Raw genomic sequence first — 25474 nt, forward strand, 5'->3', positions numbered from 1 at the left:
GCATTGCTGTTCATCATCACCAACAAGCCGACCCGTACCTGGGACCCCGCTCAATACGGATGATTCTGCTACCGGCTGGATGGCTCGACCAACGCTACGAGGTCTCCGCCGGCCTGGACGCGCTCGGCCGGCGGATCGGTGTGGGCGCGCGCTCGGCACCCCAGTCGCGTTCACCGATTGGCGTCCAGCACTGCTGCGAGGCCTTCTTGTAGGTCCTTGACGAAATATTCGGGAACCTCGAGTGAGGGGAAATGTCCCCCGGCTTCGGGCGAGTTCCATCGGACGATCTGTCGGTACCGCTCCTGTGCCCAGGGGCGCGGGCACTTCTCGATGTCGCGGGGATACACGGTGATCGCCGACGGGACGTCGACCCGAAGTTCGGGGTCGAGCGAGTCGTGGCTCTCGTAGTAGATGCGGGCCGACGATGCGCCGGTCCGCGTCAGCCAATACAGGGTGACGTCGTCGAGAACGCGGTCTCTGGAGATCGTCTCGAACGGGCTGTCTTCGGTATCTGTCCACTCGGCGAACTTGTCGAGGATCCAGGCGAGAAGCCCGACCGGTGAGTCGACGAGCGAGTAGCCGATGGTCTGCGGTCGGGTCGCCTGCTGCTTCGCGTACGCCGCGTGGTGGCGCCAGAAATCGCGGGTTTGCTCCGTCCATTCGCGTTCGGTCGCCGTCAGTCCTTCCGTTGTCAGCCCGGGCGGTGCCTGCGCGGTCGTTGTGTGGATGCCGAGAACGTGCGCCGGGAACCTGCCGCCGAGGACCGTGGTGATCACACCTCCCCAGTCGCCGCCGTGGGCTGCGAACTTGCTGTAGCCGAGCCTCTCCATGAGTTGCACCCATGCGGCCGCGATCTTTTCGGTTCCCCACCCGGTGGTGGCCGGCTTGTCGCTGTAACCAAAGCCTGGTAGCGATGGGGCCACGACGTGGAACGCCGGCGTGTCCGCGTCTTTCGGATCTGCCAGCTCGTCTACTACATCGATGAACTCGGCAACGCTGCCCGGCCAGCCGTGCGTCAAGATCAGGGGAGTGGCATCTGCGCGCTCGGATGGGCGGTGCAGGAAGTGGATTCCCAGATCGTCGATGGTCGTGCGGAACTGGCCGATCCGGTTGAGGCGCGCTTCGAACGACCGCCAGTCGTACCCGGTGCGCCAGTAGTTCACGACGTCGACGAGATCGGCGAGCGGAACGCCCTGTTCCCATCTGCGAGGGTCGGGGGCGGCGCGATAGACCGTCTCGGCCTCCGGTAGCCGCGCTGTGGCCAGTCGCGCGCGTAGATCGTCGAGGACGGCGTCGGTCGCGTGGGCTTCGAATGCTTGCACGTCGACGGGGTCGCGGGTGAAGACCGGATCGAGGTGGCCAAGTGCAGGCATGAGACCTCCTGTTCATCGCGGAACCGGCTTCGGCCTATCGAGACCGGCTAAGACGGTTCTAGCATGGCTCCGCATCGGCCGGCAACCAGCTAAGGTGGTTCCATGCCTGCTGGGCTCCCTGACTTTCGCCTCGGTAACGTGCTAGCGACCAGCTTCACGGGGACTCTGTCCGAGCGCCATGGCGACCGTGTGGAACGCATTCCCACGCCGCAGCGACTCGTCGACTGGCTGGTCGTGTACGGCCTGGCCGTGGACTCCTGCACTACCGCCCAGCTGGAACTCGCCTGGGAACTGCGGGAATCGATTCACGCCGTCGCGACAGCGGCCGCGCTCGGAGACGCTCTTCCCGCACCTGCTGTCCAAGTCATCAATGACAGCAGCATTCGGGGTCGGGCGGCGGCCGTTCTGACATCCGAGGGCAGGCGTCAATGGCGACTCGGCTCCGCTTCCTGCGTAGAAGATGCCCTAGGCGTGATCGCCGCCGATGCGATCAGCATCGTCGCGGGCGAACGGAACGGAAGACTGGCCTTGTGTGCCTCGCCAACCTGCCGAGCGGCCTTCTTCGACACCAGCCAAAGCCGCACCCGCAAATGGTGTGACATGAACACGTGCGGGAATCGTCAGAAGAAGGCGCGTTTCAATGCCAATCAGCGCAAGGGCATCCAAGGCTGACTGCAGTCGGCCATAGTATGACTTGAATCGAGAGCGGATCTCCGGCGCGGTGCGGGCCGGTTTCGCACCGTCTCCGGCCGAGTGGAGCACCTCCGCTACATCCTGGCGTCCCATGCCGGCGACTTCGAATCTCGAACCATAGTTTATGGTTCGGTACTCCGCCATAATGGCCGCGCCCGGCATTCCCACCACTGGAGCCAGTCGTTGCGGTGGCGATGAGACACTCTGACGGTGAGCGAGAAACCCGTCGGCGAGATGTCCAGCAGCACATTCGATTACGACGACGAATTGCCGCGACTCCCCATCCCGACGTTGGAGGAGACGTGCGAACGGTTTCTCGAGCGATGTTCGCCGTTGCTGACCGACGAGCAACTGATGGTCACGACAGCGGCCGTGGATCAATTCCTTGCGTTGGACAGTCCGGCCCGGACGTGGCAGGCCGAGATAGAGCGATTCGATCGGACGCCGGGCGTCCACAGTTGGCTCGACGCCTTTTGGAGATCTCGCCATCTCGGCTACCGCGACAGTATCGCGCTCAGTGCGAATTCCTTCTTCTTGCTCACGGACTCGGAGCACGGTCAACTCGAACGCGCCGCCGAACTGATCGCGCGCGCCACCGCGTACAAACTCGAACTCGACGCCGAGATGATTTCGCCCGTGATTCTTCGCGGCCGTCCGGTGTCCATGCACCAGAACAGGTGTCTGTTCTCTACCACCAGAATCCCCGGCATCGAATTCGACGCCGTGCGCTCCGCTCACAGTGCCGGAGAACCAGGCTCGTCAACGGTCCGGCACATCGTCGTCCATTTCCGTCGTCAGGCGTTCCGAATGGATGTCCTCGCAGCGGACGGTACCCCACATCGCATCGAGGATCTGATCGCCGGGCTGGATGCGATCAGGGGAGCCGATCCGGCCGCGGAGCCGTCGCCGGGAGCGCTGACAACACAACCGCGCGCGGCATGGGCGAGGGCCCGCCAGGCTCTCCTCGAAGATCCGGACAACGCCGCCGCGCTGGAGACGATCGAGACGGCACTGTTCTGCGTCGCGCTCGAGGACTTCGCGCCCCGAGACGAACGCTCGGCCTGTAACGCGCTCCTGCATGGTGACGGCGAGAACCGCTGGTACGACAAGGCGTTGACATTCATCGTGTTCGCCGATGGTCGCGCGGGCGTCAACATCGAGGAGTCCGGCCTGGACGGAACCACGGTTGCCGGCTTCTGCGACGCGATTCTGGCGAATGCGCCAGCCATCTCGGCGGACCGGCCCGGCCGAGCGCCCGAGATATCACCGATCGAATTCCGTTTCGATGAGGACCTGCGGCACGAGATCCGGCAAGCCGCCGCCGACTTCGGCAAACAGGCGGGCGAGATCGCCACGGAGGTGGTGACATTCGACGACTTCGGCTCGGACACGGCCAAACGTCTCGGAATATCGCCGGATGCGTTGGTGCAAGTGGCTTACCAACTGGCTCATCAACGGTCCAGGGGATTCCTCGGCAGCACCTACGAATCCGTAGCCGTGCGACATTACCGCCACGGCCGTACCGAGGCGCTCCGGGCGGTCACCCCCGAAGTCGTTCGTTTCGTGGCATTGATGAACGACTCGACCGCTACGCACACCGCTCGCGCCGAAGCGCTACGTGCCGCGGCGGGGGCACACGTCGCCAACACCAGAGAATGCCAGGCGGGGCGTGCTCCCGAACGGCATCTCGTGGAGCTACAGCGAATTCAGCGTCAGCACGGCGAAAAGCCGCTCGCGATCTACGAATCTCCCGGCTGGCGGATTCTGCGTGACGACTATCTCAGTACCAGTGCTGTGTCGTCGGTCAATGTTCGGTTCTTCGGTTTCGGGCCGCCGACCGCCGATTGCATCGGGATCGGCTATATCCTGCAGCCCGGCAGCTTCGGCGTACACCTGAGCGGTTCCAAAGGCATCGAACAACACATGCTCGAATTCGCACACGCCCTCTCTGTCGCCATCCCGGAGTTGTGCGCCGTGCTCGAGACGACATCCGTCGGCTAGCTTTGCGTATCGATGACTGCTCGTCCGATCGCCAGGAGTAGACATTCCACCCGAAAGTGAGTGGGAGTGAAAGCCTACCGAGAGCTTCTGGCAAATCGGACAGTATGCAATATGGTGCTGATCAGTCTGCTGTTCCGGACTGTTCTCAACTCCCAATCCCTGCTGTTGGTAATGCATGTGCGGCACACGTTGCATCTTTCCTACGGTGCTGCGGGCTTGTTGAGCACTGTGGTCTACCTGTGCATGGCCGGAACCGAGCTGCGGCGCGGCCCGCGTCTCGATCGATTGGGCTTGCGCCCCACCATGGCTCCATCGATCCTGGTAAACGGGATCTGCTGGCTCATCGCGCCATTCGCTCCGTTTCCGGTGTTGCTGTTGCTCGCGGCGTTGGCGGGATGGTTCGAAATACCGGTCATCAATGTCGCGAAACAGGCCATTACGGTCGCCACGACCGAACGGGAGCGAAGGCCGGCGCTCGCCGCGTACGAGGTGACCGCGGACGTGTCGCTGTTGGTCGGGCCGCCGCTGGGCGTCGCGGTGATGAATATCTGGGACACGGCGATGGTGCTGCTCGTGGTCCGGTTGGTGGCCGTGGGTTGCGGTGTCCTGTTGCTGAGACGGAACCCACCGCTGCGAACCGAGACGAGCGAAGTGTCACGGCGGGTCCCACGGCGATCCTGGTTGCAGACCGGCTTCGTGACAGCATGTGTCGGATACGCCGCGGCCGCCGCCGTCCTCTGTGCGGAGGAACTGAGTGTCATCACGGCCATGCACGACTTCCATGCCAAGCATGCGATCGGACTGGTGCTGGCCATCGGCGCAGCCGGTGCGGTGGCCGGTGGGTACGGGTACGGCGCGATCTCCAGAACCATCTCGCCATACGTTCTGCTGGTCGGACTCGGAATCGGCGTGTCGCTCTGCGCCCTCGCGGTCGGGCCGGTTTCGCTGGCCATAGCCGTTTTCGCGGTCGGCGTGCTGGCCGGTGCTGTTTTCCCGGCCTGTACCGATCGGATGAGTGCTGCTGCTTCTGAGGACGCGCTCGGAGAGGCCCTCGGCTTTCATTTCAGTCTGATGTGGGTCGGCGTAGCCATGGGAAGTATCGGGGCGAGTCAGTCCGTCGACTTCGCCGGTTCGTCAGGAGGCATCCTGGCCGCAGCCACGATCGGTATCGGCGCCGGAATCGGGCTGGGCCGAATCGCGGCTCGCGCCGGCCCCATTCCCGGGGCGCCCGGCCCAGTGAATCGAGCGTTCATCGTCACCGCGACCAGGCGGATACTGGATATCGCGCAGATCACCCTTGCTCGAAATACCGATGGTTCACTCGACGTCCGACTCGGCGGAATTTACGCCTTCGAGAAGAAGGTGAAGCAGCCGGTTACCGGACAGCGCAACGGAACCGAATCCCCAGCCGTATCGTCAATAGATTCCGAGGCTGCCGACCCGGGTCGAACCGGAATGCGACAATTCCCGACGCCTTGGACCGAAACTCCTTCATCTCCTCAGCGAAAAGGCTCACCGTGGAGCCGGCCACCCGCTTGAACTCCGCGGTTTCGTCAACTGCTGTGGCTGCCCGGCTATCGCATCAGCATGTAACTAGTATTTCGGAGGTCGACCAACCGTGACACTTATCCGTACGCACAGTTCGAATCATCCGAATCCGCTCGGGCGCACAACCAGCACCACCTACGAGAGGCGTAGTCTCGATCGCGCCGTAAACCTATCGGATGCGCATTGCCGTCAACCGCTGACGCCCTCCCAGATCGAAATTGTCGAACGATTTCCAGAGCTGTTCCACGAGGCGCGAAATCAATCGCAGTCCGAGCTGGAAGAGGTGTTCCTCACCGCCTTTCTGCGCCTGGCGGGCGAGCCGATGCATAAGGATGCATCCAGATATATGCTGTCGTATTCCGCATCATCCGCGATAACAATGGTGGTGAGTTACTGCGCTCGCGCGAAAAAGCGAGTCGCCTTGATCGAGCCGGTGTTCGACAATATCTCCTCGATCTTGCGCCGAGAGAATGTCGAGCTCGTGCCGCTGCTGGAACAGGATTGCACCGTCGAAGACCTGCCTGCGGCGATGGCTCGGCTCGATCCTGCGGTGGTCTGGCTGGTCTCGCCGAACAACCCCACCGGATGGACGCTGTCCGAACCGGGGTTCAGAACGTTGGTGCAGTGTTGCGTCGACCGTCGTTGCACCCTGGTTCTGGACTCGTCTTTTCGATTCTTCTCACCTCTGCCGAGCGGTTGGTCGCAGTACGAGGTCCTGGAGGAATCAGGAGTCTCCTATATTGTGCTCGAAGACACGGGCAAGACCTGGTCCACCAGCGAGATGAAAGTCGGATTGACGGTATGCAGTCCGGATATGTACGCAGATATGTACCGACTGCACGACGATCTGCTGCAGAGTGTCTCTCCTTTCCATCTCCGGGTGCTGACAGAATTCATCGAGGACAGTTCGAAGCATGGCATCGAACACAGCATCCTTCCTTCCGTGCTGGAAAATCGGGCTATCCTCCGCTCGATTCTCGCGGACGGGGGATTGGAATTCGTCACCGAATCGCGATCGCCCGTCTCGGTGGACTGGCTCCGGCTCCCCGAGGGACTCGAGTGTGAGAATTTCGTCCATGAGGCGATCTGGGAGGGAGTGCACGTGCTACCCGGAACGAACTTCTTCTGGAATCAGCCGGAGCGCGGGAGAAAGTTCGTCCGCGTTGCCTTGGCTCGCGATCCGCAACTGATGTCGGAGGGTGCGCAGTTGCTGCGAGACACCGCAGTCCGGCTCGCCGCGAAGGACGCATGACCGTGCGCGGTCGATCGAGCCGTTATCGCGCCTTGCTCACCGGGGCTGAATTGAAGGCAGCCGAGATCGAATGGCTTCGTCAGCGGAATATCGAGGTAGAAGTCTGCCGTCACGACCTGTCCGAAGTCGAATTGGCGCGCGCTCTGCTGGGCAAGGACGCATACATTCTCGGTGGTGTAGAGCGTGCGACCGCTGCCGCGTTGTCCACTGCCGACGACCTCAAAGTCATAGCGTTCATGGGTGTCGGGTATCACGCCTACATCGATACCGCGGCAGCGACCGCGGCGGGAATCGCGGTGACCAACGCGCCCGGAGCCAACGCACGCGCGGTCGCGGAATTCGCGATCGGTCTCATGCTCGATGCCTGGCGCGGCATCACAGACCTGACAATGGAAACGAAGGCCGGTCGATGGCCCGAGACCCGGGCAAGCGACCTTTATGGGAAGACGCTGGGAATTGTGGGAATGGGGACCATCGGCACCATCGTTGCCCGGATAGCGGTCGGCGGGTTCGGGATGCGAGTGGTCTACGTGAGTCGAACAGCCAAACCGGAACTGGAAGGAGACATCGCCGCTCGCCGGGTCGAGCTACCCGAGCTGCTCGCCGAGTCCGATGTCATCAGTCTCCATGCTCCATACGGCCCGCAGACAGCCCGGATGATCGGCGAAGCACAACTCGCTGCCGTCAAGCCCGGCGCGATTCTGATCAACACTTCCGAAGCGGAGCTCGTAGATCCGGCGCCGTTGCGAACCGCGTTGCTCGACGGTCGCCTCGCGGCCGCTGCCATGGACGGCTACTACGTCGTGCCCGCGCCCTCCGACCAGAACGATCCCTTCGGGCTGATCGCGTTGGGCAATGACAAGCTTCTCGTCACGCCGCACGCGGCCGGCGCTACCGAGGAGTCCTACCGCGCGATGCTCGCGGCTAATGCCGAGTCGGTCGAGAACATCCTCGAAACAGGAGAAGACCCACGAGTCGTAAACCCTGGCTTCCGCGATCATGCCCGTTGGCTGTCGGTGCGCCACCGCCGCTAGGACGTCGGCACAGCCGTCGGACGGATCCATCATCGACGTGTTGCAGCACACCCCGCCCCTTGCACCCGGGTGGCTGGCGGGCGAAGCGCGCACCGCGGGGCATCCTGCCGCCGCGATGGACAGGTGCTTTCTCCACGGACTTGGGTATCCGGTCGGTGTCCTGCGGCGGTCTCCGTCGTACTACCTGGGACGGAGGAGCAGCATGACTCACACGACTCACACCGGTCTTTCCGGCACCGCCGGTCGCGTCGCCCAGAACGGCGTGTTCGCGCGGTTCGCCCGCGCGGGCTACGTCATGTCCGGCCTCGTGCATCTGCTGATCGGCTACATCGCCATCCGGCTGGCGTTCGGTGGCGGCGGGAGCGCCGATCAATCCGGGGCGATGGCCGAATTGGCCGATAAGCCGGGCGGGGTGTTCACTCTGTGGGTTGGTGTGGTCGCGTTCGTGATGATGGCACTGTGGCGGCTGGTGGAGGCGGTTTTCGGCAGCGCGTCGAAGCCGGGCGCCGACAGCTGGAAGTCCCAAGTCTTCGATCGGGTCAAAGCGCTCTCGCTGTGCGCTGTCTATCTCGCGTTCGCCGTGACCGCGTTCCGTTTTGCCAAGGGCAGCGGGCAACCGAGTAGCAGCCAGAGTGTGGGGCTCACGGCGCGCCTGATGCAGAACACGGCGGGAACGATCGCGCTCGTCGTGGGTGGGCTGGTCATCATCGCGGTCGGCGGCTACCACGTGCACAAAGGCGCCACGCAGAACTTTCTCGACGATCTGAGCGGACACCCGAGCGCATTCGTGCGGCGGCTCGGCACGGTGGGTTACATCGCGAAGGGGCTGGCCGTCGCCGCGGTCGGGTTGCTGGTGATCCTCGCCGCGACCGAATCCGACCCGAACAAGTCCGCAGGACTGGACGGAGCCATCAAGACGCTCGGCGCGCAGCCCTTCGGTGTGGTTCTGCTCCTGATCGCCGGCCTCGGCATCATCACCTACGGTCTCTACAGCTTCGTCATGGCTCGCAGCGCCAAGATGTAGCGCCTACCGCTCGGCGGTCAGAAGCCTTGGTTGCCGCCACAGCTCGTCGAGCTCCTCGGGCAGATCCGGGACCGATCGCCCGTAGGACGCGGCAAGTTCGCTCGGACTCTCGCTCCGCACCGACCAGCCGTGTCCGGCCAGCCACCGGGCGGGATCGGCTCGCTCGTCGTCGTAGAACAACTCGGCCGGGTCGATGTCGCCGAACGGGTTGCAGCGGTCGAAATACTTCTTCTCGATGTTCGCGAAGCGCTTGACGTCGGTTCCCGCCACGAAGCTCTCCACGGCCAGCTCGCTGCCAGGGGTGGACCAGCCGTCGATGTGCTCGAAGAGCTTGTCCTGCGCGGCCCCGGGTAGATAGGGCAGCAGGCCCTCGGCGGACCATGCGGTCGGTTCGCCGGGTTCGAAACCCGCGCTGCGCAGCGCGGCAGGCCAGTCCTCGCGCAGGTCGACGGCCACCGGGCGACGATCCGCCTTCGGCCGCGCGCCGTTCTCGGTGAGGACTTTCTCCTTGAATTCCAGAACTTTGGGCTGGTCGATCTCGAACACCGTGGTACCCGCGGGCCAGTCGAGGCGGTATGCCCGCGCGTCCAATCCGGCGGCGACGATAACGGCTTGCCGAACGCCCCGCGCCGCGGCCGACGAGAAGAAGTCGTCGAAGAACTTCGTGCGGAAGCCCATGAACCCGGGTACCAGCGGGATGTCGTCCAGTTGGGAAGGGTCCGCCAACAGTCCGTTGAAATGTCGATGGCCCGAGGCCGCGACGAACAGGGGCGCGTAATCGTCCCGGATCAACGGATCGGGAGCGGATGTCTCCAGCGCCCGGAACGTCGCGACGCCCAATGCGGTGAGTCCGACACTACTGACGATGTCCCATACGTCTCCCTCGGTGCGCATAGGTCAGCCCACCACGGCGGTCTCGTGCTCCAGCACTTCGCTGGCCGCGCGTTCGCCCGAGCGAATGGCCCCGTCGATCCAGCCGCACATGACCGCCGAACTCTCGGTGCCCGCCCAGTGGACGCGGCCACACGGCTCGCGCAGAGCGTGGCCGAATTGGGTGAGCACACCGGTGGGCGCGTGGCTGAGCATCCCGCCGCCGGAATAGCGCTCGGCGCTCCAGTCCTGCTCGATGTAGTCGACGGGTGAGCCGGCCTGCCGGCCGAATCGCTCGACGAGTGCGTCGAGGATCGCGCTGCGGCGCTCCGCGTCGTCGAGTCGGGCCAGCTGCCGTGCGATCGGTCCCTCGATGATGACGCACAGGACTCCGGGCCGCCCGGTGTCCGTGCACGCATCGATGGTGATCGTCGCGGGCGAACCCGGCGCGGCGGACTGTCCCGACAGCCCGTCACCGCGCCAGAACGGCTCGTCGTACACCACGGAGACCTTGATGATCGAACCGCTCGGCATGCGCTGATGCAGGAAAGCGCGATCGGCGGGCAGCATCGGCCGGTACGAGATCTGGCCGGCGATAGCGAGGGGAACGGTGACGATCGCCCGGCGCGCGCGCAGCCGGAGGTCGGTCGCGCGGACGGTCACCCCCGAGTCGTCCTGATGGATGCAGCGGACCGGCTGCGAGAGGTGGATCGCATCGCCGAGCTCGGCCGCCATCGGACGGTAGATCGCGCCCATGCCGCCGACCGGCCGCGCGTCCTGCGCCGCGTCTTTGACGCCGAGGACGAAGCTCGGCCCGCCACCCGAGGCCATCTGGTACAGGACGAACAGCAACGAGACCTCCGAAGCCGCCGAGGTGTAGCAGCCCGCGATGGCGGTCTCGAGCAGATCGTGCGCGGGCTTGGAAAGGACATTGGCTTCCAGCCAGTGCGCCAGGCTTACCTGATCCCATTTGTCGGCTTTCTTCGCCGCCCACGGCGCTTCCAGCGGAACCGACTTGCACATATGTCCCAGCTCGAGGAATACCGCGCCGAGGTTCATCGACGCCCACGGGCTCATCGTCCACGGGATCGTGCCCGTGTAGCGGTGCTGCTTGCCGTCGACGACCATCATGGCCTCGCCGTCGGTGTACTGCTTGTAGCTCGGTACGCCGAACTCGGTCATCAGCGCTTGGATGCGGTCCTGTCCCGGCCCGATCCAGGCGCCGCCGCGATCGATCCACGACCCGTCGTCGCGTACCTGGGTGAAGGTGCGGCCGCCGAGCCGGTCCCTGGCTTCCAGCAGCGCCACCGACCGACCCATCTGTTTCAGCCGCAGCGCGGCCGTCAATCCCGCGAATCCCCCGCCGATTACGCAAAAGTCGACGTCTGTCATGGCGTGCCGTCCTCGGGTTGCAGTTTCGCGCACGGCCGCCGTGCTACTGCGCTCGACCGGCGCACTCGACACAGCGGGTGCGATTCGCCTTCGATCAGGTCAACGCGTCGAATATCGGGGCAATTCTATAGCAACTTGCAGTGAGGGGTCATCTCGAGTCGTTTCCGGTGCAGAGGGCGTGCGAGCTGCTTAGGCTCACGAATCTTGCTGCCCGATCGCCTGGAGCCTCCTCGATGACGACGTCCCCGCCCTCCGCACACAGCCGCGCACCGCACGGTTCGCCGATCGACACCGACGGCCCGCGGATTCCTTTGTTCGCCGCGGAATTCGCCGCGGACCCGCACAGCGCCTATCGCGAGATGCGGGAGCGTTACGGATCGCTGGCGCCGGTGGAATTGGCCCCGGGTGTACCTGCCACCTTGGTGCTCGGGTATCACACCGCCGTGCGGATCTTGAACGATCCGGAGCACTTTCCGGCCGACCCCCGCACGTGGCAGCAGGACATCGCCGCCGACTGCCCGGTGCTGCCGATGATGCAGTGGCGGCCGAACGCGTTGCGCAACGCCGGAGCCGAGCATGCCCGCTATCGGCAGGCCAACGTCGCGGGTCTGGCCAAGGTCGACCTGTACGGCTTGCACGACACCGTGGCGCAGCTGGCGACACCGTTGATCAATTCGTTCTGCGCGGACGGGTCGGCGGATATCGTGCGCCAGTACGCTTTTCCGCTCGCTTTCGCGGTGCTGAACGCCATGCTGGGTTGCCCGGCCGAGATCGCGCAGCGCGCCGCGACCGGTATGGCCGCGATCTTCGAGGGCATCGACGCGGAACGCGGGAACAAGATGCTGACCGATTCGCTGGCCGAGTTGACGGTACTGAAGCGGGCCGATCCAGGCGACGACATCACCACGCGCATGCTCAGGCACCCATCCGGGCTGAACGACACCGAGATGGTCCACCAGCTGGGCACGCTCTACGGCGCGGGCATCGAGCCGCAGCAGAATCTGATCGTCAACACCCTGCTGCTGATTCTCACCGACGAGCGGTTCGGCGGCAGCGTGCTCGGCGGCAGTCTGTCGACCCGGGACGCGCTCGACGAGGTGCTGTTCAACGACCCGCCGATGGCGAATTTCTGCTTCAGCTTCCCGAAGCAGCCGATCCTGATCGACGACGTCTGGTTGCCTGCCCATCAGCCGGTCGTGATCAGCATGGCCGCCTGCAACACCGATCCGGCGATCCGCGCCGAACGCTACGCGGGCAACCGCGCCCATCTCGCGTTCGGCGGCGGGCCGCACGCGTGTCCGGCGAACTCGCTGGCTTACCTGATCGCCCAGGACGCGATCGATCAACTGCTGGACGCGCTGCCGGAGCTACGTCTCGCGGTGCCGGTGGACGAGCTGACCTGGCGTCCCGGTCCGTTCCATCGAGCGCTGACCGCCTTGCCGGTCGTATTCCCTGAGTCGCAGGCGCTGCCGCTGCCGTAGTACCCGGGCCGGGTCGGAAACGCGAAAGCCGGATCGCTGACCATCTCGGTGACGTGCACGGTGGGCCGATATCCGAGCTACTACCCGGACACCGCGCTGGGGGGCATGGTCGCCGCGGTCGGCGGGCTGGTCTGTCAGGCCCGGGTACCTGTTCGCGCCGAGGCGTACGGGCGACGGGTGTGCTTCGGTGCGCGGGTCGGAGTTACCCGGCATCCGCGAGCAGCCGGTAACGGATCTCCAGCCCGTCCAACAGGGATTCCAGACCGACTTCGAAGGCGTCCCGATCGATTCTCTGCTGCCGCTCGGCCAGCAGGTGCGCCTCGTTCAGGTGCGGATAGGCGTCGGCGTATACCGCGACGTCGGAGGGGAAGCCCGCGGCGAACGATCCCAGCGACGCTCCGGTGAGGAAGTAGCGCATGGTCGTGCCGACCGTGGTGGCCTCGCGGCGCGGCCAGCCCGCCGCGACGAGGCCGCCGAAGACCGCGTCGGCCATGCGCAACGCGTTGGGTCGATGACCGGGACCGCTCGCCAAGGCGGGAACGATGTGCGGGTGCGCCGCCATGGCGGTGCGGTAGGAACGGGCCCAATCGCGCAGTGCCGAGCGCCAGTCCTGATCCTCGGCCGACAATCCCTCGAACATCGCGATGTCGACTTCGCCGAGGACGGCGTCCACGACGGCATCGATCAGGTCGTCCTTGGTGCGGACGTGGTTGTACAGCGAGGGGCCCTGCACGCCCAGCTCGGTGGCCAGGCGCCGCGTGGAGACAGCGGCCAGACCCTCGGCGTCGACCAGGGTGAGGGCGGTGTCGATGATGCGATCGCGGGTCAGCAGCGGTCGGCGTGGTCGTGCCATGAGCTCTCCTTTCGGTCCTCGCATTCTCGCAGGCGCGGGACACGATACTTGCGCCGCTAGTTTCGGTGCCCTACGGTGAGCGGAAAACTTGCGCTGCTAGTTTTGGAGAGCGATGTCGAGATTCACCAGGCGGTCGGCATGAACGCGACACTGTCGGTAGCCAGCATTCCGGCCGAGCAGGCCAGACGGCGCCCTGACCGGGTCGCCCTGATCGACGGGGCGCGGCGGATCACTTTCGCCGAGTTGTGGCTTCGGGCGCGGGCCCAGGCCGCGGCCTTGATCGGGCTCGGTGTGCGGCCTGGTGACCGGGTGGCGCTCATGTGCCCGAATGTCGTCGACTTCCCGGTCGCCTACTACGGAATCCTCGCCGCGGGAGCGGTGGTGGTGCCGGTGCACCCGTTGTCCACGTCCGCCGAGGCCGAATACATGCTGCGCGACAGCGCGGCGCGGCTTCTGCTGTGCCATCCGGTTTTCGCCGAAGCGGGCCATCCGGCGGCCGCCGCCGTCGGCCTTCCCTGCCGTGCGCCGGATTCCCTTGTCGCGGAACCGATCGCCTCGTTCGTCTCGCGACAACCCGCGGACCCCGCGGTCGTGTTCTACACCAGCGGCACCTCCGGCAGGCCGAAAGGCGCCGAGTTGAGTCACCTGAACCTGGTGATGAACGCGACGGTCAACGCCTTCGACGCGAACGACGTACGCGCCGACGACGTGGCACTGGGCGCGTTGCCGTTGTCGCACGTGTTCAGCCAGACGGTCTCGATGAACTCGATCTGGCGCGCGGGCGCGGCGCTGGTGCTGATGCCGCGCTTCGAGCCGGCCGAGGCCATCCGGCTCATGGTCGAGCACGGCGTCAACACTTTCCACGGTGTGCCGACGATGTACGTCCGGTTGATATCCGCCGCACGCGAGCGGACGAGCCTGCCGCGGCTGCGGCTGTGCATCTCCGGTGGCGCGTCGCTGCCGCAGCCGGTGCTGGAGGCGTTCGAGGAGACGTTCGGCGCGCGAATCCTGGAAGGCTATGGCTTGTCGGAGACCTCGCCGACCGCGGCGGTCAACCAGCCGATATTCGGTTCTCGGGTGGGTACCGTCGGGCATCCGGTCTGGGGTGTCGAGGTGGAGATCGCCGATCCCGCCCTGGCCGAGCGGATCGCGTTGCTGCCCGCCGGGCAACCCGGCGAAGTGGTGATTCGCGGTCACAATCTGTTCAACGGGTACACGGGCAATCCGGATGCCACGGCCGCGGTGGTGGTCGACGGCTGGTTTCGCACCGGCGATCTCGGCGTGAAGGACACCGACGGTTATCTGCGTATCGTCGACCGGATCAAGGAGATGATCATCCGCGGCGGGTACAACGTGTATCCCAGCGAGGTGGAGGCGGCGCTGCTGCGGCATCCGGGTGTCGCCGCCGTCGCGGTCATCGGCATCCCGGACGAGGTCTTCGGCGAGGAGATCTGCGCGGTCGTAGTGCCTTCCGGACCGATCACCGCCGAGGACGTGCTCGCCTTCGGACGTGAGCACCTGGCCAAGCACAAATCCCCGCGCCGAGTGGAATTCGTCGCGGAACTGCCGCTCGGGCCCAGTCACAAAGTCATGAAACGAAAATTGAAAGAACAGTTCGCCGCCCGCTGACCTCAGGTGGGCCGATTCCGGCCCGCGGCGGAACTTTTTGTATCCGGAGCCCAATTATGTCCGGCAACTTATGTGTCGAGCGCAGTGACAGTGCTCCACAGCTGCTTCAGGATGAAAGTGTTCGTATCAAGAGAATGCGAACACATCTATGGAAGGCTTTGCAATGAAGCACAGGATTCGTCGCGGTCTGCTCGGTGTGGTTGTCGTGGCACTTTCCATGAGCGTGGGAGCGGGTGCGGTACACGCCGAACTCGAAACGCCTACCGTGGAGCAGCAACTCGTCGACGAACTGAACGCGGGCCTCTCGCCCACGCCGGACGGCAGGCAGCCCAAGGCGATCGTCGACTCGGGCAGCAGTTCCGGTTCCGCCTCGCGCAGTTTCGCCTCCGCCGCGGTCGGCGAAGGGCCGGAGATGCCTGCCTACCTGGCCGCCTTCCTGCACGGAGTCGGTCATCCCGACGCATCTCCGCCGGGAGCGAATCGGCCGGACTGCACGCCTTCGGCCGCGCACCCGCGGCCGGTCGTCCTCGTCCACGGAACCTGGCTCAACGCCTATGACTCCTTCGCGTACCTGTCACCGCGGCTGGCACGGGCCGGTTATTGCGTCTACGCCTTCAATTACGGCCGCTCCGGCGTGCTGGAAGGCGGTGGTATCGGTCCGATCCTGCCGGGCCGGTACGGCGTCGGTCCGATGGAGGATTCCGCGCGACAGTTGCGCGATTTCGTCGAGCAGGTGCGCGCCGCGACCGGTGCGGATCGGGTGGATCTCGTCGCGCATTCTCAGGGCGGGCCGGTGTCGAGCCAATACCTGAAATTCGAAGGCGGCGCCGAAAAAGTCGGCAAGCTCGTCACGTTCGGCGCCACCCATCACGGCACCTCGTTGTTGGGAATGGCTACTTTGGGGCGGCTGATCACCAATCTAGGCGTCAACATTCTGGGATTCTATGAACCGATCATCGGTCAGGCCAATATTCAGCAGGCGGTGGGCTCGGCGTTCTACGCGAAGCTGAACGAACACGGTGACACCGTCCCCGGTGTCGAGTACACCTCGGTCGGCACCAGTCACGACGAGATCTCCAACCCGTACGAATGGACCTTCCTGACTCCGGGGCCGGACGCGACCGTGCACAACATCACCCTGCAGGACGGCTGCGCCCAGGATCTGTCCGATCATCTGACGATCATGTACTCCCCGCGTGCGGCCTCGATCGCACTGCGTGCGCTCGACCAGGAGGCGAACTCGCCGCTGGATTGCGCGTTCAATCCATGGATGATCGGCGGAGCGGATCACTGATCAGCCATGCGCAATGATGGTGTCTCGTGGCGGATTACATGGCGGTCTTCGATCGGGTCAGGGGTTCTCTGCTGGGCGGAGCGGTGGGTGACGCGCTCGGCTGGCCGGTCGAATTCTTACGGCTGGAACAGATTCGGCAGCGGTACGGCTACGAAGGCGTGACGGGCTTCTTGCCCCAGCACGCCCAGGACGCGCCGCAACAGATCACCGACGACACTCAGATGACACTGTTCACCGCGGAGGGACTGTTGCGCTCGGGGCCCGGCGCCGATCCGGTGCCGGCCTTGCGCCGAGCCTATCTGCGCTGGTTGCAGACTCAGCGGCAGGAGGCGCCCGCGCCACACGTCGACGGGTGGCTGGCGAGTCTGCCCTTCCTGTACGCGGTGCGGGCGCCCGGGAACGCGTGCATGTCCGGCCTGGGACAGCAGTCCCGCGGATATCTCGCACCGGTCGCGTTCGGTGCGAGCGGGCCGGTGAATCCGCATTCGAAGGGGTGTGGCACGGTCATGCGGTCGGCGCCCTTCGGATTGTCCGGGATGGGGCCCGATCTCGCGTTCACCACCGCCGCCCGGGCCGCGCAGCTGACCCACGGGCACCCCACGGGATATCTCGCCGCGGGGGCGTTCGCGGCACTGGTCGATCGGGTCGTGAGCGGAACCGAACTGCCGATCGCGTTACGGGAGACGATCACCCAGCTCGCCGCCGTCCCTTCGAGTGCGGAGACGGTGGCGGCGCTGACCCGAGCCGCGGAATTGTCCGAGCATCCGGTCTCCGCCGAACAGGTCGAGCACGTGGGGGAGGGGTGGGTCGCCGAGGAATGCCTGGCCATCGCGGTGTACTGCGCCTTGTACGCGGCCAGGACCGGAGATGCCCGCGGCGCGCTGCTGCTGGCGGTGAACCACTCCGGCGATTCCGATTCCACGGGCGCGGTGGCGGGAAACCTGGTCGGCGCCGTCCACGGTGTCTCCGGACTGCCGATGGAGTGGGTTGCGGCGGTCGAGGGACGCGACGTGCTGGTGCAGGTCGCCGACGACCTCGTCATGAATTTCGGGCTCGGCGACCGGTCCGGACTCGCCGCCCGCTATCCCATCGACGAAGGCCTGTGAGCACCCCGCGTACCTGACCGCGAGGACGCGGCGCTCACTCGTCCTTCACGGTCCGGCCGATCGCGCGCACACATCGAGCACGCGGCCGCGCAGCCACCGATGAGCCGGGTCCGCGTCGAGCCGGACGTGCCACAACAACGACACGGTCACCTCCGGAGCGCGGAACGGCAGATCGAACGAGTGCATGCCCTGCCGCAGGATCACGGTGTGCTGCTGCGGGACCGTCGCGACCAGGTCCGAGGCCCTCGCCAGCGCCAAGGCCGCGCCGAAGCCGTCCACGACGGTGACGACGTCGCGCCGGTGGCCGGTCGGGTGTAGCGCCTGGTCCACCAGTCCCTCGCCCATGCCGCGCCGGGAGACGTGCACGTGCCGTGCGGCGGCGTATCGGGCCGCGGTGATCTTCCCCGCACGGAGCGGATGTTCGGCACGCACCACCCCGATGAAGCGGTCGGTGAACAGCGGTCGGCTCACGATGTCGGGCGGCAGCGCGCGCTCGATGACTCCCGTCTCCAGGTCGATGGTGCCGTCTCGCAAGGGATCGGTGTCCTTCTTCGTCTTCCGCACGAACCGCAGTCGCACCTCCGGCGCCTCGTGGCCGATCTCGGCCACCAGTTCGGGTCCGAACCGCTCCACGAACCCGTCGCTGCTGCGCACGGTGAACGTTCTCGAAAGCTCGGCCGGGTCGAGGTGATCGGCGGGCCGCAACACCTCTTCGGCCTCCCGGACCAGGCCGCGCACGCGGTCGCGCAGCTCCACGGCGCGTGGCGTGGGCACCAGCCCCCGGCCCGCCCGTACCAGCAGCGGATCGCCGGTGGCCCGGCGCAATCGCGCGAGCTGACGGCTCATCGCCGAAGGGCTGAGCGCGAGCCGCTCGCCTGCTCGCGTCACGCTGCCCTCCTCGAGTAGAACGTCCAAGGTGAGCAGCAGATTCAGATCGGGCCGCGCCATGGGCACACGATCTCACAGTGCTCCTGGGATATGGCGTTCAGTGCACAGATGAGTTTCCATCTTTGCGTCTTCCGCCAGGTGATAGCGGGGCCTAGCGTCCAGAGCGTCATCCATATCGAAGAGGTCGTCTTGAAATCAGTAGAACCCCGTCTACGGACGTCGTACGCCCGTCGTCCCACCTTGCCTCGGACGCTGCTCGCGCTGTCGTTGTCCATGCTGTTGCCCTCGCTGAGCATCAGCATCGCGAATGTCGCCCTACCGACCATGGCGGTGGCGTTCGACGCCTCCTTCCACCAGGTGCAGTGGGTCGTGATCGCCTACCTGCTGGCCACCACGACACTGGTCGTCGGCGCGGGCCGTCTCGGCGACGTCGCAGGCCGGCGCCGCCTGCTGCTCGGCGGTATCGGGGTGTTCACGGTCGCGACCATGTTGTGCGGTCTGGCTCCGGATCTCGTCTTCCTGGCCGCTGCCCGCGCGCTGCAAGGAGCGGGCGCCGCATGCATGATGGCGCTGACGATGGCCTTCGTCGGCGAGACCGTGCCGAAGCACCGCACCGGCAGCGTCATGGGACTGCTCGGGACGATGTCGGCGGTCGGGACCGCGCTGGGTCCCTCGCTCGGTGGAGTGCTCATCGCGGCCTGCGGCTGGCGTGCGATCTTCGTCGCCGTCGCGCCGCTCGGGTTGCTCACCCTGGTCCTGGCCAGGCGCCTGCCGACCGGCGCCGCACCGGAAATCGGAAGCGCGCGTTCGCGTTTCGACATCTCGGGTACAGTGCTGCTGGCGCTCGCGCTCGGCGCCTACGCCCTGGCCATGACGATCGAAGGAAACGCGGTCGGCCCGCTCGGTATCGGATTGCTGCTCGTCGCCGGAACGTGCCTCGCGTTGTTCGTCCGCACCGAAACCCGCGTTTCCGCGCCGCTGCTCAGGCTCGGGATGCTCCGCGATCCGCTCCTGACCGCGGGCCTGACGACCAGTGCGCTGGTCTCGACCGTCATGATGACCACGCTCGTCGTGGGTCCCTTCCACCTCGCCCGCGCTCTGCACCTCGATCCGGCCGCGGTCGGTCTGGTGATGTCGGCCGGTCCCGCGGTGTCGGCCCTCACCGGCGTGCCCGCGGGACGCGCTACGGATCGCTTCGGAGCGAGGACCATGGTGAGCGTCGGGTTGGGCGGTGTCATCGGCGGCACCGCCGCGCTCGCGCTGCTGCCCGCGAGCGCCGGGGTCATCGGCTACGTGCTGCCACTGGTGGTCACCACCCTGGGCTACGCCCTGTTCCAAGCGGCCAACAACACCGCGGTCATGCGAGACGTCGACCCGCGACAGCGGGGCCTCGTCTCGGGCATGCTGAACCTTTCTCGCAATCTGGGTCTCGTCACCGGTGCGTCGGTCATGGGCGCGGTCTTCGCTCTCGCGGCGGGAACCGGCGACGTCATCGGCGCCGCGCCGGAGCAGGTGGCCCGGGGAACACACGCGACCTTCGCCGTCGCCGCGCTGCTCGCCACTGCCGGTCTGGCGATCGTGACAGGCCTTGGACTCACCCGCTCGAAAGCGTGAATTCCGGCGCGCGTGACGAAGAGGCGTGCACCCGGCACGGAGGCGCCCGCCGCGGTCACGAAGGCGACCTCCGGCGGCCGAATCCTCACGCGGCGAGAGCGTGCGCCAGGTGCGGCCACGACTCGTGGAGGTCGGTCTCGAACAACCCCCAGGTGTGCGAGCCTTCCGCGCGATTCACGTGGACAGCGGACAGCCCGAGCTCGTCGAGACGATCGGCGAAGGCCGCCGTGCAGGAGCTGGCGATCGCCTCGATGGGGGGAAAGGGCAGGCCGCCTCGATCGATGGCACCGGGAGTGCCGGAGGCGGCGGACAAGTAGATGGTCTTCCCGGCCAGAGCGGGCGCGTTGGCGAAAGCGTCGTGCGCTCGCCAGATCACGTCGCCCGGAGCGCCCCACATGTTCGCCGGATTGCCCCCGCCACGGATGACCTGGGCGCTCACCATGGCCGCGCCGACGGCGTCCGCGGCCCATGGGCATCCGCTGTAGGCCGCCACCGCGTCGTACACGTCGGGCGCCTGGATCGCGAGGTCGACCGCGGATCCGGCGCTCATCGACACCCCCGCGATCGCGTTGCGCCCGGTCGTGCCGAGTTCGGCGTCGAGCGTCGCCGGAAGCTCACGCGTGAGATAGGTCTGCCATCGGTTGCGCCCGACCGCCGGATCATCGGCGCGCCAGTCGGTGTACATGCTGTAGGCGCCGCCGACCGGCATCACCACGTTGATGTGCTTGTCCGCGAAGAACTCCCGGACGTCCGTATCGTCCCACCAGGAGATTCCGTCGACGCCGCCGCCGATACCGGTGAGCAGGTACAACGTCGGCGCGGGTGCGCCGCCCGCCGCCCGGATCACCCGGTTGGTGACCACTTTGTCCATCGACGGCGAGTAGACATCGATCTGGGACACCGATCCGCCGAGCGGGGCCTCCCCCACCACGCGCGCCCGCGCGGACTCGGCTTCGGCGGGACGAGCGGAGAAGGAGGACACCGCGACAACTGTCGCCAGCGCGCTGACGAGCGCGCCCACATACCTAGAAGCACTCACGATTCCGTTGTACCCGGCCGCGCGTGGATCATTCGGCGAAATCGATCCATTTGGAAGGATTGTCTGCGCGAAAGCCACGCTCGAGCAGCATGTTTCGTTCAGGTGCTGCGTCGGGCGGTCGAACGACCTCTCACTCGTGGCGATTCCGGGAAGGCGTGTACCGGAGCTGGAGCCCATGTCATGGCGGTCAGGGCCGGTTCATCTCCGCACGATCGCGTTCGAAGGCGGAGCGCTCGGGCCGTGAGGATCACGGTAAGGGCTGGAGCCGGCAAGCGCACTTCGATCGAGGGCGTTCATCTGACCGGCCTGTCGATGGTCGTCATGCCGCTCACTGTTTCGAAATCACCGCGGTATGGGCGATTCGGTCACCGGTCGCTCGTCGCGGGAAGCGCAGCATCCCGGCGGCCCACAAGGCGACGCCGATGTACAGTGCCTGCTCCGGAACGCGCTCCCACAGTGGCGGTGCGGGTGCGTCGTTGAACGGGATGCCGGAGAGCGCCACGTAGATGTTGGCGGGCAGCATCACGACGAACAGGGCGGTCAGCCCGAGACCGGCGGCGCGGCGAGTGCGGGCGAGGAAGAGGCCCGCCGCGCCGAGTAGTTCCAGTACGCCGGTGAGGTAGACCATCGCGCCGGGGAACGGGACGAACGGCGGCACCATCGGGAGCAGATCGGCGTGGGTCGGAACGGGGGTGTCCGCGAACGACTCCGGCAGGAAATGCGTTGTGCCGGTCATGATCAGCATCACGCCCAGCGCATAGGCGGCGCAGGTGGGCCATGCGGCGAACCGGCGCGCGCCGAGGGCACCCGCAACGCGCAGCGACAAAAGGGTGGTGAGCAGAACGATGAGGGTTTCCATCATGCCTCCATGGGGACGGTCCGGCCGGGCGCCGGTGTCGTGGTGAATCGGATGAGCAGGTAGAGCAGCACGCCGATCGGCGCGAACAGGATGGTGAGGACGAGCAGGGGGCTGATCAGCAGCGGCGTGTGGCCGCGCGCGCGACTGTCCAGGTAGATCCAGCGCCCGAGGAACAGGTCGAAGGCCACGAAGTGCGCCCATGCCGCCGCGGCCCCCGACCCCTGGCCCAGTATTTCTCGCAGCCCGGCGAGTTCCGGATCGACGAGCGCCGCTGCGAACGAGCCGAACTCGGGCAAGACCAGCGCCGCGTAGACGAGCAGTGGAGGCAGGCAGATGAGCGGTGAGGCGACGATCGCGCTGGTCCGTCGCCATCCCGGGGCCAGGATCATCAGTGCCCAGAAGGGGGTCGCGAACCAAAAAGTGATGTCGAACAGCAGCTCCGTCATAGTCCCGCTCCTATCGGGACGCGTTGCACGACAAACTTTTTCGTCCGCAGCGTGACAGCGGCCGACAGGGCGGCTCCGAGGGCGATGGCGGCGAGAGCCAGCAGGGTGGCGACGTCGGGATGGACCACCGATTGTCCACGCAGCGCCTGCCAGGTCAGCACCGCGAGCAGTGCGGCGTAGGCCGCCGCGGCGATCACGACGAGCGTTCGCCTGGTGGCCGCCGAGCGCATGGCCGGAATCCGGCGCGACCCGTACTCCACGGCGAGTAGAACCAGCGGAAACACCTGCAACGCATGCATTCCGAGGAAATGCGGGACACGCAGATCGCCTCCGGCCGTGCTCCAGCCGAGGATGGGCAAGCCGGGTCCGCCGTCGGCGAGCCCGACGGTGTGGGCGCCCCTGATCGCGCTGCCCGCCGCCCGTTGTTCGGCAGTCGGCGGCACCATCAGCATCCCCAGCGCGGCGCCCGCGAGCGAGAGCGCGGCGCCGTAACGGATCGCCGCGTTGCGGGCGGGGTCAGCCGTCGGATCGGCGAACAACGCCGCCGAGGCGACCAAGGTGGCGATCCAGACCACCACGATGGACGACCCCATGATCTCCCACAGTGCCGCGTTGAGCGGCGTCGTGAAATTGAAGTGGCTGGTGGTGCCGCGCACGATCTGCGTGGTGATGACGATGAGCTCCACCGCGAGGCCCAGCGCCGCCACCGTCCCCGCCCACCAGGCGACGCGCTGCCATCTGGTGAGCTGGGCAAGCAGCCACGCCCAGGTCAGGGCATAGATCAGCACCGAAAACGCGAACTTGGCGGACTTGGCCCAGATCGGCAACCCGGTCGAGGTGCGGTCGTCGATGATCATGCCCCCGATCGACCAGGCGACCAGGAGCGCCATGGCGACGGCGAGAAGCATCAGTGGCCGATGCCAGGAGAGTGCGGGGAATCGCTGGGAGAAGGCGGTCACGGGAGGCTGACCTTTCGGGAACTCGAAGTATCGATAGTTGTACTATCAGCAGATATTATGGATAGCTGTACTATCGACTGTCAATACGTCGACCGAGCCGAGGAGTCCGATGCGGATCGCCGAACTCAGCCGCGCCAGCGGCGTTGCTCCCGCGACGATCAAGTACTACGTGCGCGAGGGGCTTCTGCCCTCCGGCGTGCGGACCCATCGCAATCAGGCCGAATACAGCGATGCCCACGTCAGCAGACTGCGGCTGATCCGGGCGCTGGTGGATATCGGCGGCGTGTCCATCGAAGCGGCGAAGGAACTGCTCGCGGCGCTCGACAGCGGCAGCCTGTCCGCGCGGGACGCGCTGGGCCACGTCCAGTACGCGCTGGGCGGCCGGAGGTCGCAGGTCGGTGAGGAGCAGCGGGAAGCCGCCGCCGAGGATGTCGCGGCACTGCTGGACCGGCGCGGCTGGCGGATCGATGACGACAGCCCGGCCCGCGACACCCTCATCGATGTCTGCGCCGCGCTGCGTCTGCTCGGCCACGGTGACGTGGTCGCCGCGATGGACGACTACGCGGGTGCCAGCGAGGCCATCGCCGCCACCGACATCGCCCTGGTCCGCAACGAACCGGTCCTCGAGCGGATGACCGAAACCGCCATTGTCGGAACGATTCTGGGCGACACGCTGCTCGCCGCGCTGCGCAGGCTGGCGCAGGAGCATCTGTCCAGCACGCTGCTGTCGGCGGACGACGCCGCGGATCGCGCCTCCGGCGAGGTTTAGCCCGCCCCTCGCGCGGCATGCCGGAAACAGGACCATCCAGAGGCGAAAGGAGAGCGGCTCATGACCGATCAACTGAATGGGACGCGCGTGCTGATCATCACCTCGAATACGGGAGTGGAGCGGGACGAACTGCTGGTGCCGCGCGACGAACTCCGCAAGCGCGGGGCGCGCGTCACCCATGCCGCACCGAAGCGCGAGGAGGTGCAGACCTACCTGCACGACACGGAGAAAGACACCGTCGTGCAACCGGATGCGTCGGTGCACGAGGTCTCTGTCGACGATTTCGACGTGCTGGTCGTCCCCGGCGGCACGGTGAACGCGGACAAGCTGCGGGTCACCGACCGGGCGATCGAACTGGCCAAGGAGTTCGCAGGCGCGGGCAAGCCGATTGCCGCGATCTGCCATGGCCCCTGGCTGCTCGTGAACGCCGAACTGGTCCGCGGCAAGACGCTGACCTCCTACTTCTCGCTGCGGACCGACATCGTCAACGCGGGCGGCGAGTGGGTCGACGAAGCGGCGGTCCGCTCCGTCGAGGGCGGGTGGACCTTGCTCACTTCGCGCAACCCGGGTGACCTATCCGATTTCGTGCACGCGATCACGCGCGAAGTGGTCCCTGCCTCGCGCTGACCTCTGTGGGGCTCGATTCAGTTGCCAGGCAATGATTTTCGCGGATCGAGCGTAATTCCCAGATCGCGCAGCCGGTTGTCGATGAGCAGCCAGCACTCGGTGGTCAGGCGGTCGACCAGGGCGGCTTCGGTGGTGTCGTGGTGTTCCAGCCACCACCGCACCGAGGCATCCACCAAGCCGAGCAGGGCGACCACCACCCGGTCCGCGGCCAGCGGGTCGGCCCCGAATTCCGGCAGGTAGCGGGTCGCGGCGGCGGAGATCTCGGCGGCGAACGCGCTGCCGCCGACGCGCGGTTCGTTGCGGCCGCGCCGGTAGTCGCGTCCGACCAGGAAGCGATAGAGATTGGGATGCTCGGCGGCCCACCGCACGTGCTGGGTCAAGGGTGCACGGATGATGTCCAGCGGCGTGCCGTCCACCGCCAGGCGCGCGCGAATCCGTTCGGTCAGATCGTGGTGCGCGTGCCGGGCGACCGCGAGGTCGAGTTCCTCTTTGCTGGCGAAATGCCGGTAGACGTGCGTGCGGGCCAGTCCGGCGCGGTCGGCGATCCGGCCGGTCAGCGCGTGCGGGCCGTCTTCCTCGATCGCCGCGATCGCGGCTGTCACGATGGCCCGGCGGCGTTCGTCGCGGCCGGGCCGATCACTGGTGGAACGCCGCGCGTCGGCGGTGTCCACCCAAGGTCGTCGTGCCACGCGGCTCAGCGTATCGGCAGGCGAATCGGGTGGT

Annotated in this window: 23 protein-coding genes; 13 read left to right on the forward strand and 10 right to left on the reverse strand. The window is 66.4% G+C overall.

Going from position 1 to position 25474, the window contains the following annotated elements; translation table 11 throughout:
• Positions 1–170 precede the first annotated feature (170 nt).
• On the reverse strand, positions 171–1373 hold the full coding sequence (locus ACIHAX_RS10175) for an epoxide hydrolase family protein (protein ID WP_397276906.1): 1203 nt from the start codon (positions 1371–1373) through the stop codon (positions 171–173).
• A 102-nt stretch (positions 1374–1475) separates the two neighbouring features.
• On the opposite strand from ACIHAX_RS10175, the gene ACIHAX_RS10180 reads away from it, so the two are divergent.
• From ACIHAX_RS10180 to ACIHAX_RS10205, 6 genes are all read left to right on the forward strand, one after another.
• The gene (locus tag ACIHAX_RS10180) at positions 1476–2045 is read left to right on the forward strand and encodes a CGNR zinc finger domain-containing protein (RefSeq protein ID WP_364429545.1); all 570 of its coding nucleotides are present in this window, start codon (positions 1476–1478) and stop codon (positions 2043–2045) included.
• Positions 2046–2276: 231 nt separating this feature from the next.
• Complete coding sequence (locus tag ACIHAX_RS10185) at positions 2277–4067, forward strand: choline/carnitine O-acyltransferase (RefSeq protein ID WP_397276909.1); 1791 nt, start codon at positions 2277–2279, stop codon at positions 4065–4067.
• A gap of 66 nt (positions 4068–4133) precedes the next feature.
• A complete protein-coding gene (locus tag ACIHAX_RS10190; protein ID WP_397276911.1) occupies positions 4134–5606 on the forward strand; it encodes an MFS transporter in 1473 nt (490 codons plus the stop codon).
• Positions 5607–5685: 79 nt separating this feature from the next.
• A complete protein-coding gene (locus ACIHAX_RS10195) occupies positions 5686–6867 on the forward strand; it encodes a pyridoxal phosphate-dependent aminotransferase (protein WP_397276913.1) in 1182 nt (393 codons plus the stop codon).
• Positions 6864–7901: a 2-hydroxyacid dehydrogenase gene (locus tag ACIHAX_RS10200; RefSeq protein ID WP_397276915.1), complete on the forward strand. Its 1038-nt coding sequence runs from the start codon at positions 6864–6866 to the stop codon at positions 7899–7901. The genes ACIHAX_RS10195 and ACIHAX_RS10200 overlap by 4 nt, the downstream gene beginning before the upstream one ends.
• Positions 7902–8103: 202 nt before the next feature.
• Positions 8104–8925, forward strand: coding sequence for a DUF1206 domain-containing protein (locus ACIHAX_RS10205; RefSeq protein WP_397276916.1), 822 nt, complete (start codon positions 8104–8106; stop codon positions 8923–8925).
• A gap of 3 nt (positions 8926–8928) precedes the next feature.
• On the opposite strand, the gene ACIHAX_RS10210 is transcribed toward ACIHAX_RS10205, so the two are convergent.
• The gene (locus ACIHAX_RS10210; RefSeq protein ID WP_364429529.1) at positions 8929–9819 is read right to left on the reverse strand and encodes a class I SAM-dependent methyltransferase; all 891 of its coding nucleotides are present in this window, start codon (positions 9817–9819) and stop codon (positions 8929–8931) included.
• Between the two features lie 3 nt (positions 9820–9822).
• Positions 9823–11187 carry an FAD-dependent oxidoreductase gene (locus ACIHAX_RS10215; protein ID WP_364429526.1) on the reverse strand — a complete coding sequence of 455 codons (1365 nt, stop codon included), beginning with the start codon at positions 11185–11187 and terminating at the stop codon, positions 9823–9825.
• A 233-nt stretch (positions 11188–11420) separates the two neighbouring features.
• Between ACIHAX_RS10215 and ACIHAX_RS10220 the strand changes: the two genes are divergently transcribed.
• Positions 11421–12668 (forward strand): cytochrome P450, encoded by a 1248-nt coding sequence (locus ACIHAX_RS10220; protein WP_356961010.1) that lies wholly within the window; start codon positions 11421–11423, stop codon positions 12666–12668.
• Between the two features lie 202 nt (positions 12669–12870).
• On the opposite strand, the gene ACIHAX_RS10225 is transcribed toward ACIHAX_RS10220, so the two are convergent.
• The gene (locus ACIHAX_RS10225; protein ID WP_397276919.1) at positions 12871–13521 is read right to left on the reverse strand and encodes a TetR/AcrR family transcriptional regulator; all 651 of its coding nucleotides are present in this window, start codon (positions 13519–13521) and stop codon (positions 12871–12873) included.
• A gap of 75 nt (positions 13522–13596) precedes the next feature.
• On the opposite strand from ACIHAX_RS10225, the gene ACIHAX_RS10230 reads away from it, so the two are divergent.
• The 3 genes from ACIHAX_RS10230 to ACIHAX_RS10240 all read left to right on the forward strand — a co-directional run bounded on the left by ACIHAX_RS10230 (position 13597) and on the right by ACIHAX_RS10240 (position 17550).
• Positions 13597–15150, forward strand: coding sequence for a long-chain fatty acid--CoA ligase (locus ACIHAX_RS10230; RefSeq protein WP_397276921.1), 1554 nt, complete (start codon positions 13597–13599; stop codon positions 15148–15150).
• Between the two features lie 163 nt (positions 15151–15313).
• Positions 15314–16444, forward strand: a complete 1131-nt coding sequence (locus ACIHAX_RS10235) for an esterase/lipase family protein (protein ID WP_397276923.1) — start codon at positions 15314–15316, stop codon at positions 16442–16444.
• 26 nt (positions 16445–16470) lie between these two features.
• Complete coding sequence (locus ACIHAX_RS10240) at positions 16471–17550, forward strand: ADP-ribosylglycohydrolase family protein (protein ID WP_397276925.1); 1080 nt, start codon at positions 16471–16473, stop codon at positions 17548–17550.
• A gap of 45 nt (positions 17551–17595) precedes the next feature.
• Here the strand turns inward: ACIHAX_RS10240 and ACIHAX_RS10245 are convergent, their stop codons facing one another.
• A complete protein-coding gene (locus tag ACIHAX_RS10245) occupies positions 17596–18498 on the reverse strand; it encodes a LysR family transcriptional regulator (protein WP_397276927.1) in 903 nt (300 codons plus the stop codon).
• Between the two features lie 129 nt (positions 18499–18627).
• On the opposite strand from ACIHAX_RS10245, the gene ACIHAX_RS10250 reads away from it, so the two are divergent.
• Entirely contained in the window at positions 18628–20052 is a 1425-nt protein-coding gene (locus ACIHAX_RS10250) for an MFS transporter (protein ID WP_397276929.1), read from the forward strand.
• An 85-nt stretch (positions 20053–20137) separates the two neighbouring features.
• On the opposite strand, the gene ACIHAX_RS10255 is transcribed toward ACIHAX_RS10250, so the two are convergent.
• From ACIHAX_RS10255 to ACIHAX_RS10270, 4 genes are all read right to left on the reverse strand, one after another.
• Entirely contained in the window at positions 20138–21091 is a 954-nt protein-coding gene (locus ACIHAX_RS10255; RefSeq protein ID WP_397276931.1) for an alpha/beta hydrolase, read from the reverse strand.
• A 328-nt stretch (positions 21092–21419) separates the two neighbouring features.
• Complete coding sequence (locus ACIHAX_RS10260) at positions 21420–21950, reverse strand: hypothetical protein (RefSeq protein ID WP_364429503.1); 531 nt, start codon at positions 21948–21950, stop codon at positions 21420–21422.
• Positions 21950–22396, reverse strand: a complete 447-nt coding sequence (locus tag ACIHAX_RS10265; RefSeq protein ID WP_355077779.1) for an ABA4-like family protein — start codon at positions 22394–22396, stop codon at positions 21950–21952. Before ACIHAX_RS10265 ends, ACIHAX_RS10260 begins: the two co-directional genes overlap by 1 nt.
• Positions 22393–23355 (reverse strand): hypothetical protein, encoded by a 963-nt coding sequence (locus ACIHAX_RS10270; RefSeq protein WP_397276934.1) that lies wholly within the window; start codon positions 23353–23355, stop codon positions 22393–22395. Before ACIHAX_RS10270 ends, ACIHAX_RS10265 begins: the two co-directional genes overlap by 4 nt.
• A gap of 109 nt (positions 23356–23464) precedes the next feature.
• On the opposite strand from ACIHAX_RS10270, the gene ACIHAX_RS10275 reads away from it, so the two are divergent.
• Positions 23465–24124 carry a MerR family transcriptional regulator gene (locus ACIHAX_RS10275; protein WP_397276936.1) on the forward strand — a complete coding sequence of 220 codons (660 nt, stop codon included), beginning with the start codon at positions 23465–23467 and terminating at the stop codon, positions 24122–24124.
• 60 nt (positions 24125–24184) lie between these two features.
• Complete coding sequence (locus ACIHAX_RS10280; protein WP_364429493.1) at positions 24185–24751, forward strand: type 1 glutamine amidotransferase domain-containing protein; 567 nt, start codon at positions 24185–24187, stop codon at positions 24749–24751.
• 17 nt (positions 24752–24768) lie between these two features.
• On the opposite strand, the gene ACIHAX_RS10285 is transcribed toward ACIHAX_RS10280, so the two are convergent.
• Positions 24769–25440 (reverse strand): TetR/AcrR family transcriptional regulator, encoded by a 672-nt coding sequence (locus tag ACIHAX_RS10285; protein ID WP_355077771.1) that lies wholly within the window; start codon positions 25438–25440, stop codon positions 24769–24771.
• Positions 25441–25474: the final 34 nt, after the last annotated feature.

Origin of the sequence: Nocardia sp. NPDC051929 (assembly GCF_044548645.1) — a bacterium.
Lineage (GTDB): Bacteria > Actinomycetota > Actinomycetes > Mycobacteriales > Mycobacteriaceae > Nocardia > Nocardia sichangensis.

Excerpts from the sequence above, each read along its gene's own strand:
- ACIHAX_RS10175 (WP_397276906.1), bottom strand. The coding sequence starts at position 1,373 with ATGCCTGCACTTGGCCACCTCGATCCGGTCTTCACCCGCGACCCCGTC.
- ACIHAX_RS10180 (WP_364429545.1), top strand. The coding sequence starts at position 1,476 with ATGCCTGCTGGGCTCCCTGACTTTCGCCTCGGTAACGTGCTAGCGACC.
- ACIHAX_RS10200 (WP_397276915.1), top strand. The coding sequence starts at position 6,864 with ATGACCGTGCGCGGTCGATCGAGCCGTTATCGCGCCTTGCTCACCGGG.
- ACIHAX_RS10205 (WP_397276916.1), top strand. The coding sequence starts at position 8,104 with ATGACTCACACGACTCACACCGGTCTTTCCGGCACCGCCGGTCGCGTC.
- ACIHAX_RS10210 (WP_364429529.1), bottom strand. The coding sequence starts at position 9,819 with ATGCGCACCGAGGGAGACGTATGGGACATCGTCAGTAGTGTCGGACTC.
- ACIHAX_RS10215 (WP_364429526.1), bottom strand. The coding sequence starts at position 11,187 with ATGACAGACGTCGACTTTTGCGTAATCGGCGGGGGATTCGCGGGATTG.
- ACIHAX_RS10220 (WP_356961010.1), top strand. The coding sequence starts at position 11,421 with ATGACGACGTCCCCGCCCTCCGCACACAGCCGCGCACCGCACGGTTCG.
- ACIHAX_RS10225 (WP_397276919.1), bottom strand. The coding sequence starts at position 13,521 with ATGGCACGACCACGCCGACCGCTGCTGACCCGCGATCGCATCATCGAC.
- ACIHAX_RS10235 (WP_397276923.1), top strand. The coding sequence starts at position 15,314 with ATGAAGCACAGGATTCGTCGCGGTCTGCTCGGTGTGGTTGTCGTGGCA.
- ACIHAX_RS10245 (WP_397276927.1), bottom strand. The coding sequence starts at position 18,498 with ATGGCGCGGCCCGATCTGAATCTGCTGCTCACCTTGGACGTTCTACTC.
- ACIHAX_RS10260 (WP_364429503.1), bottom strand. The coding sequence starts at position 21,950 with ATGGAAACCCTCATCGTTCTGCTCACCACCCTTTTGTCGCTGCGCGTT.
- ACIHAX_RS10265 (WP_355077779.1), bottom strand. The coding sequence starts at position 22,396 with ATGACGGAGCTGCTGTTCGACATCACTTTTTGGTTCGCGACCCCCTTC.
- ACIHAX_RS10275 (WP_397276936.1), top strand. The coding sequence starts at position 23,465 with ATGCGGATCGCCGAACTCAGCCGCGCCAGCGGCGTTGCTCCCGCGACG.
- ACIHAX_RS10280 (WP_364429493.1), top strand. The coding sequence starts at position 24,185 with ATGACCGATCAACTGAATGGGACGCGCGTGCTGATCATCACCTCGAAT.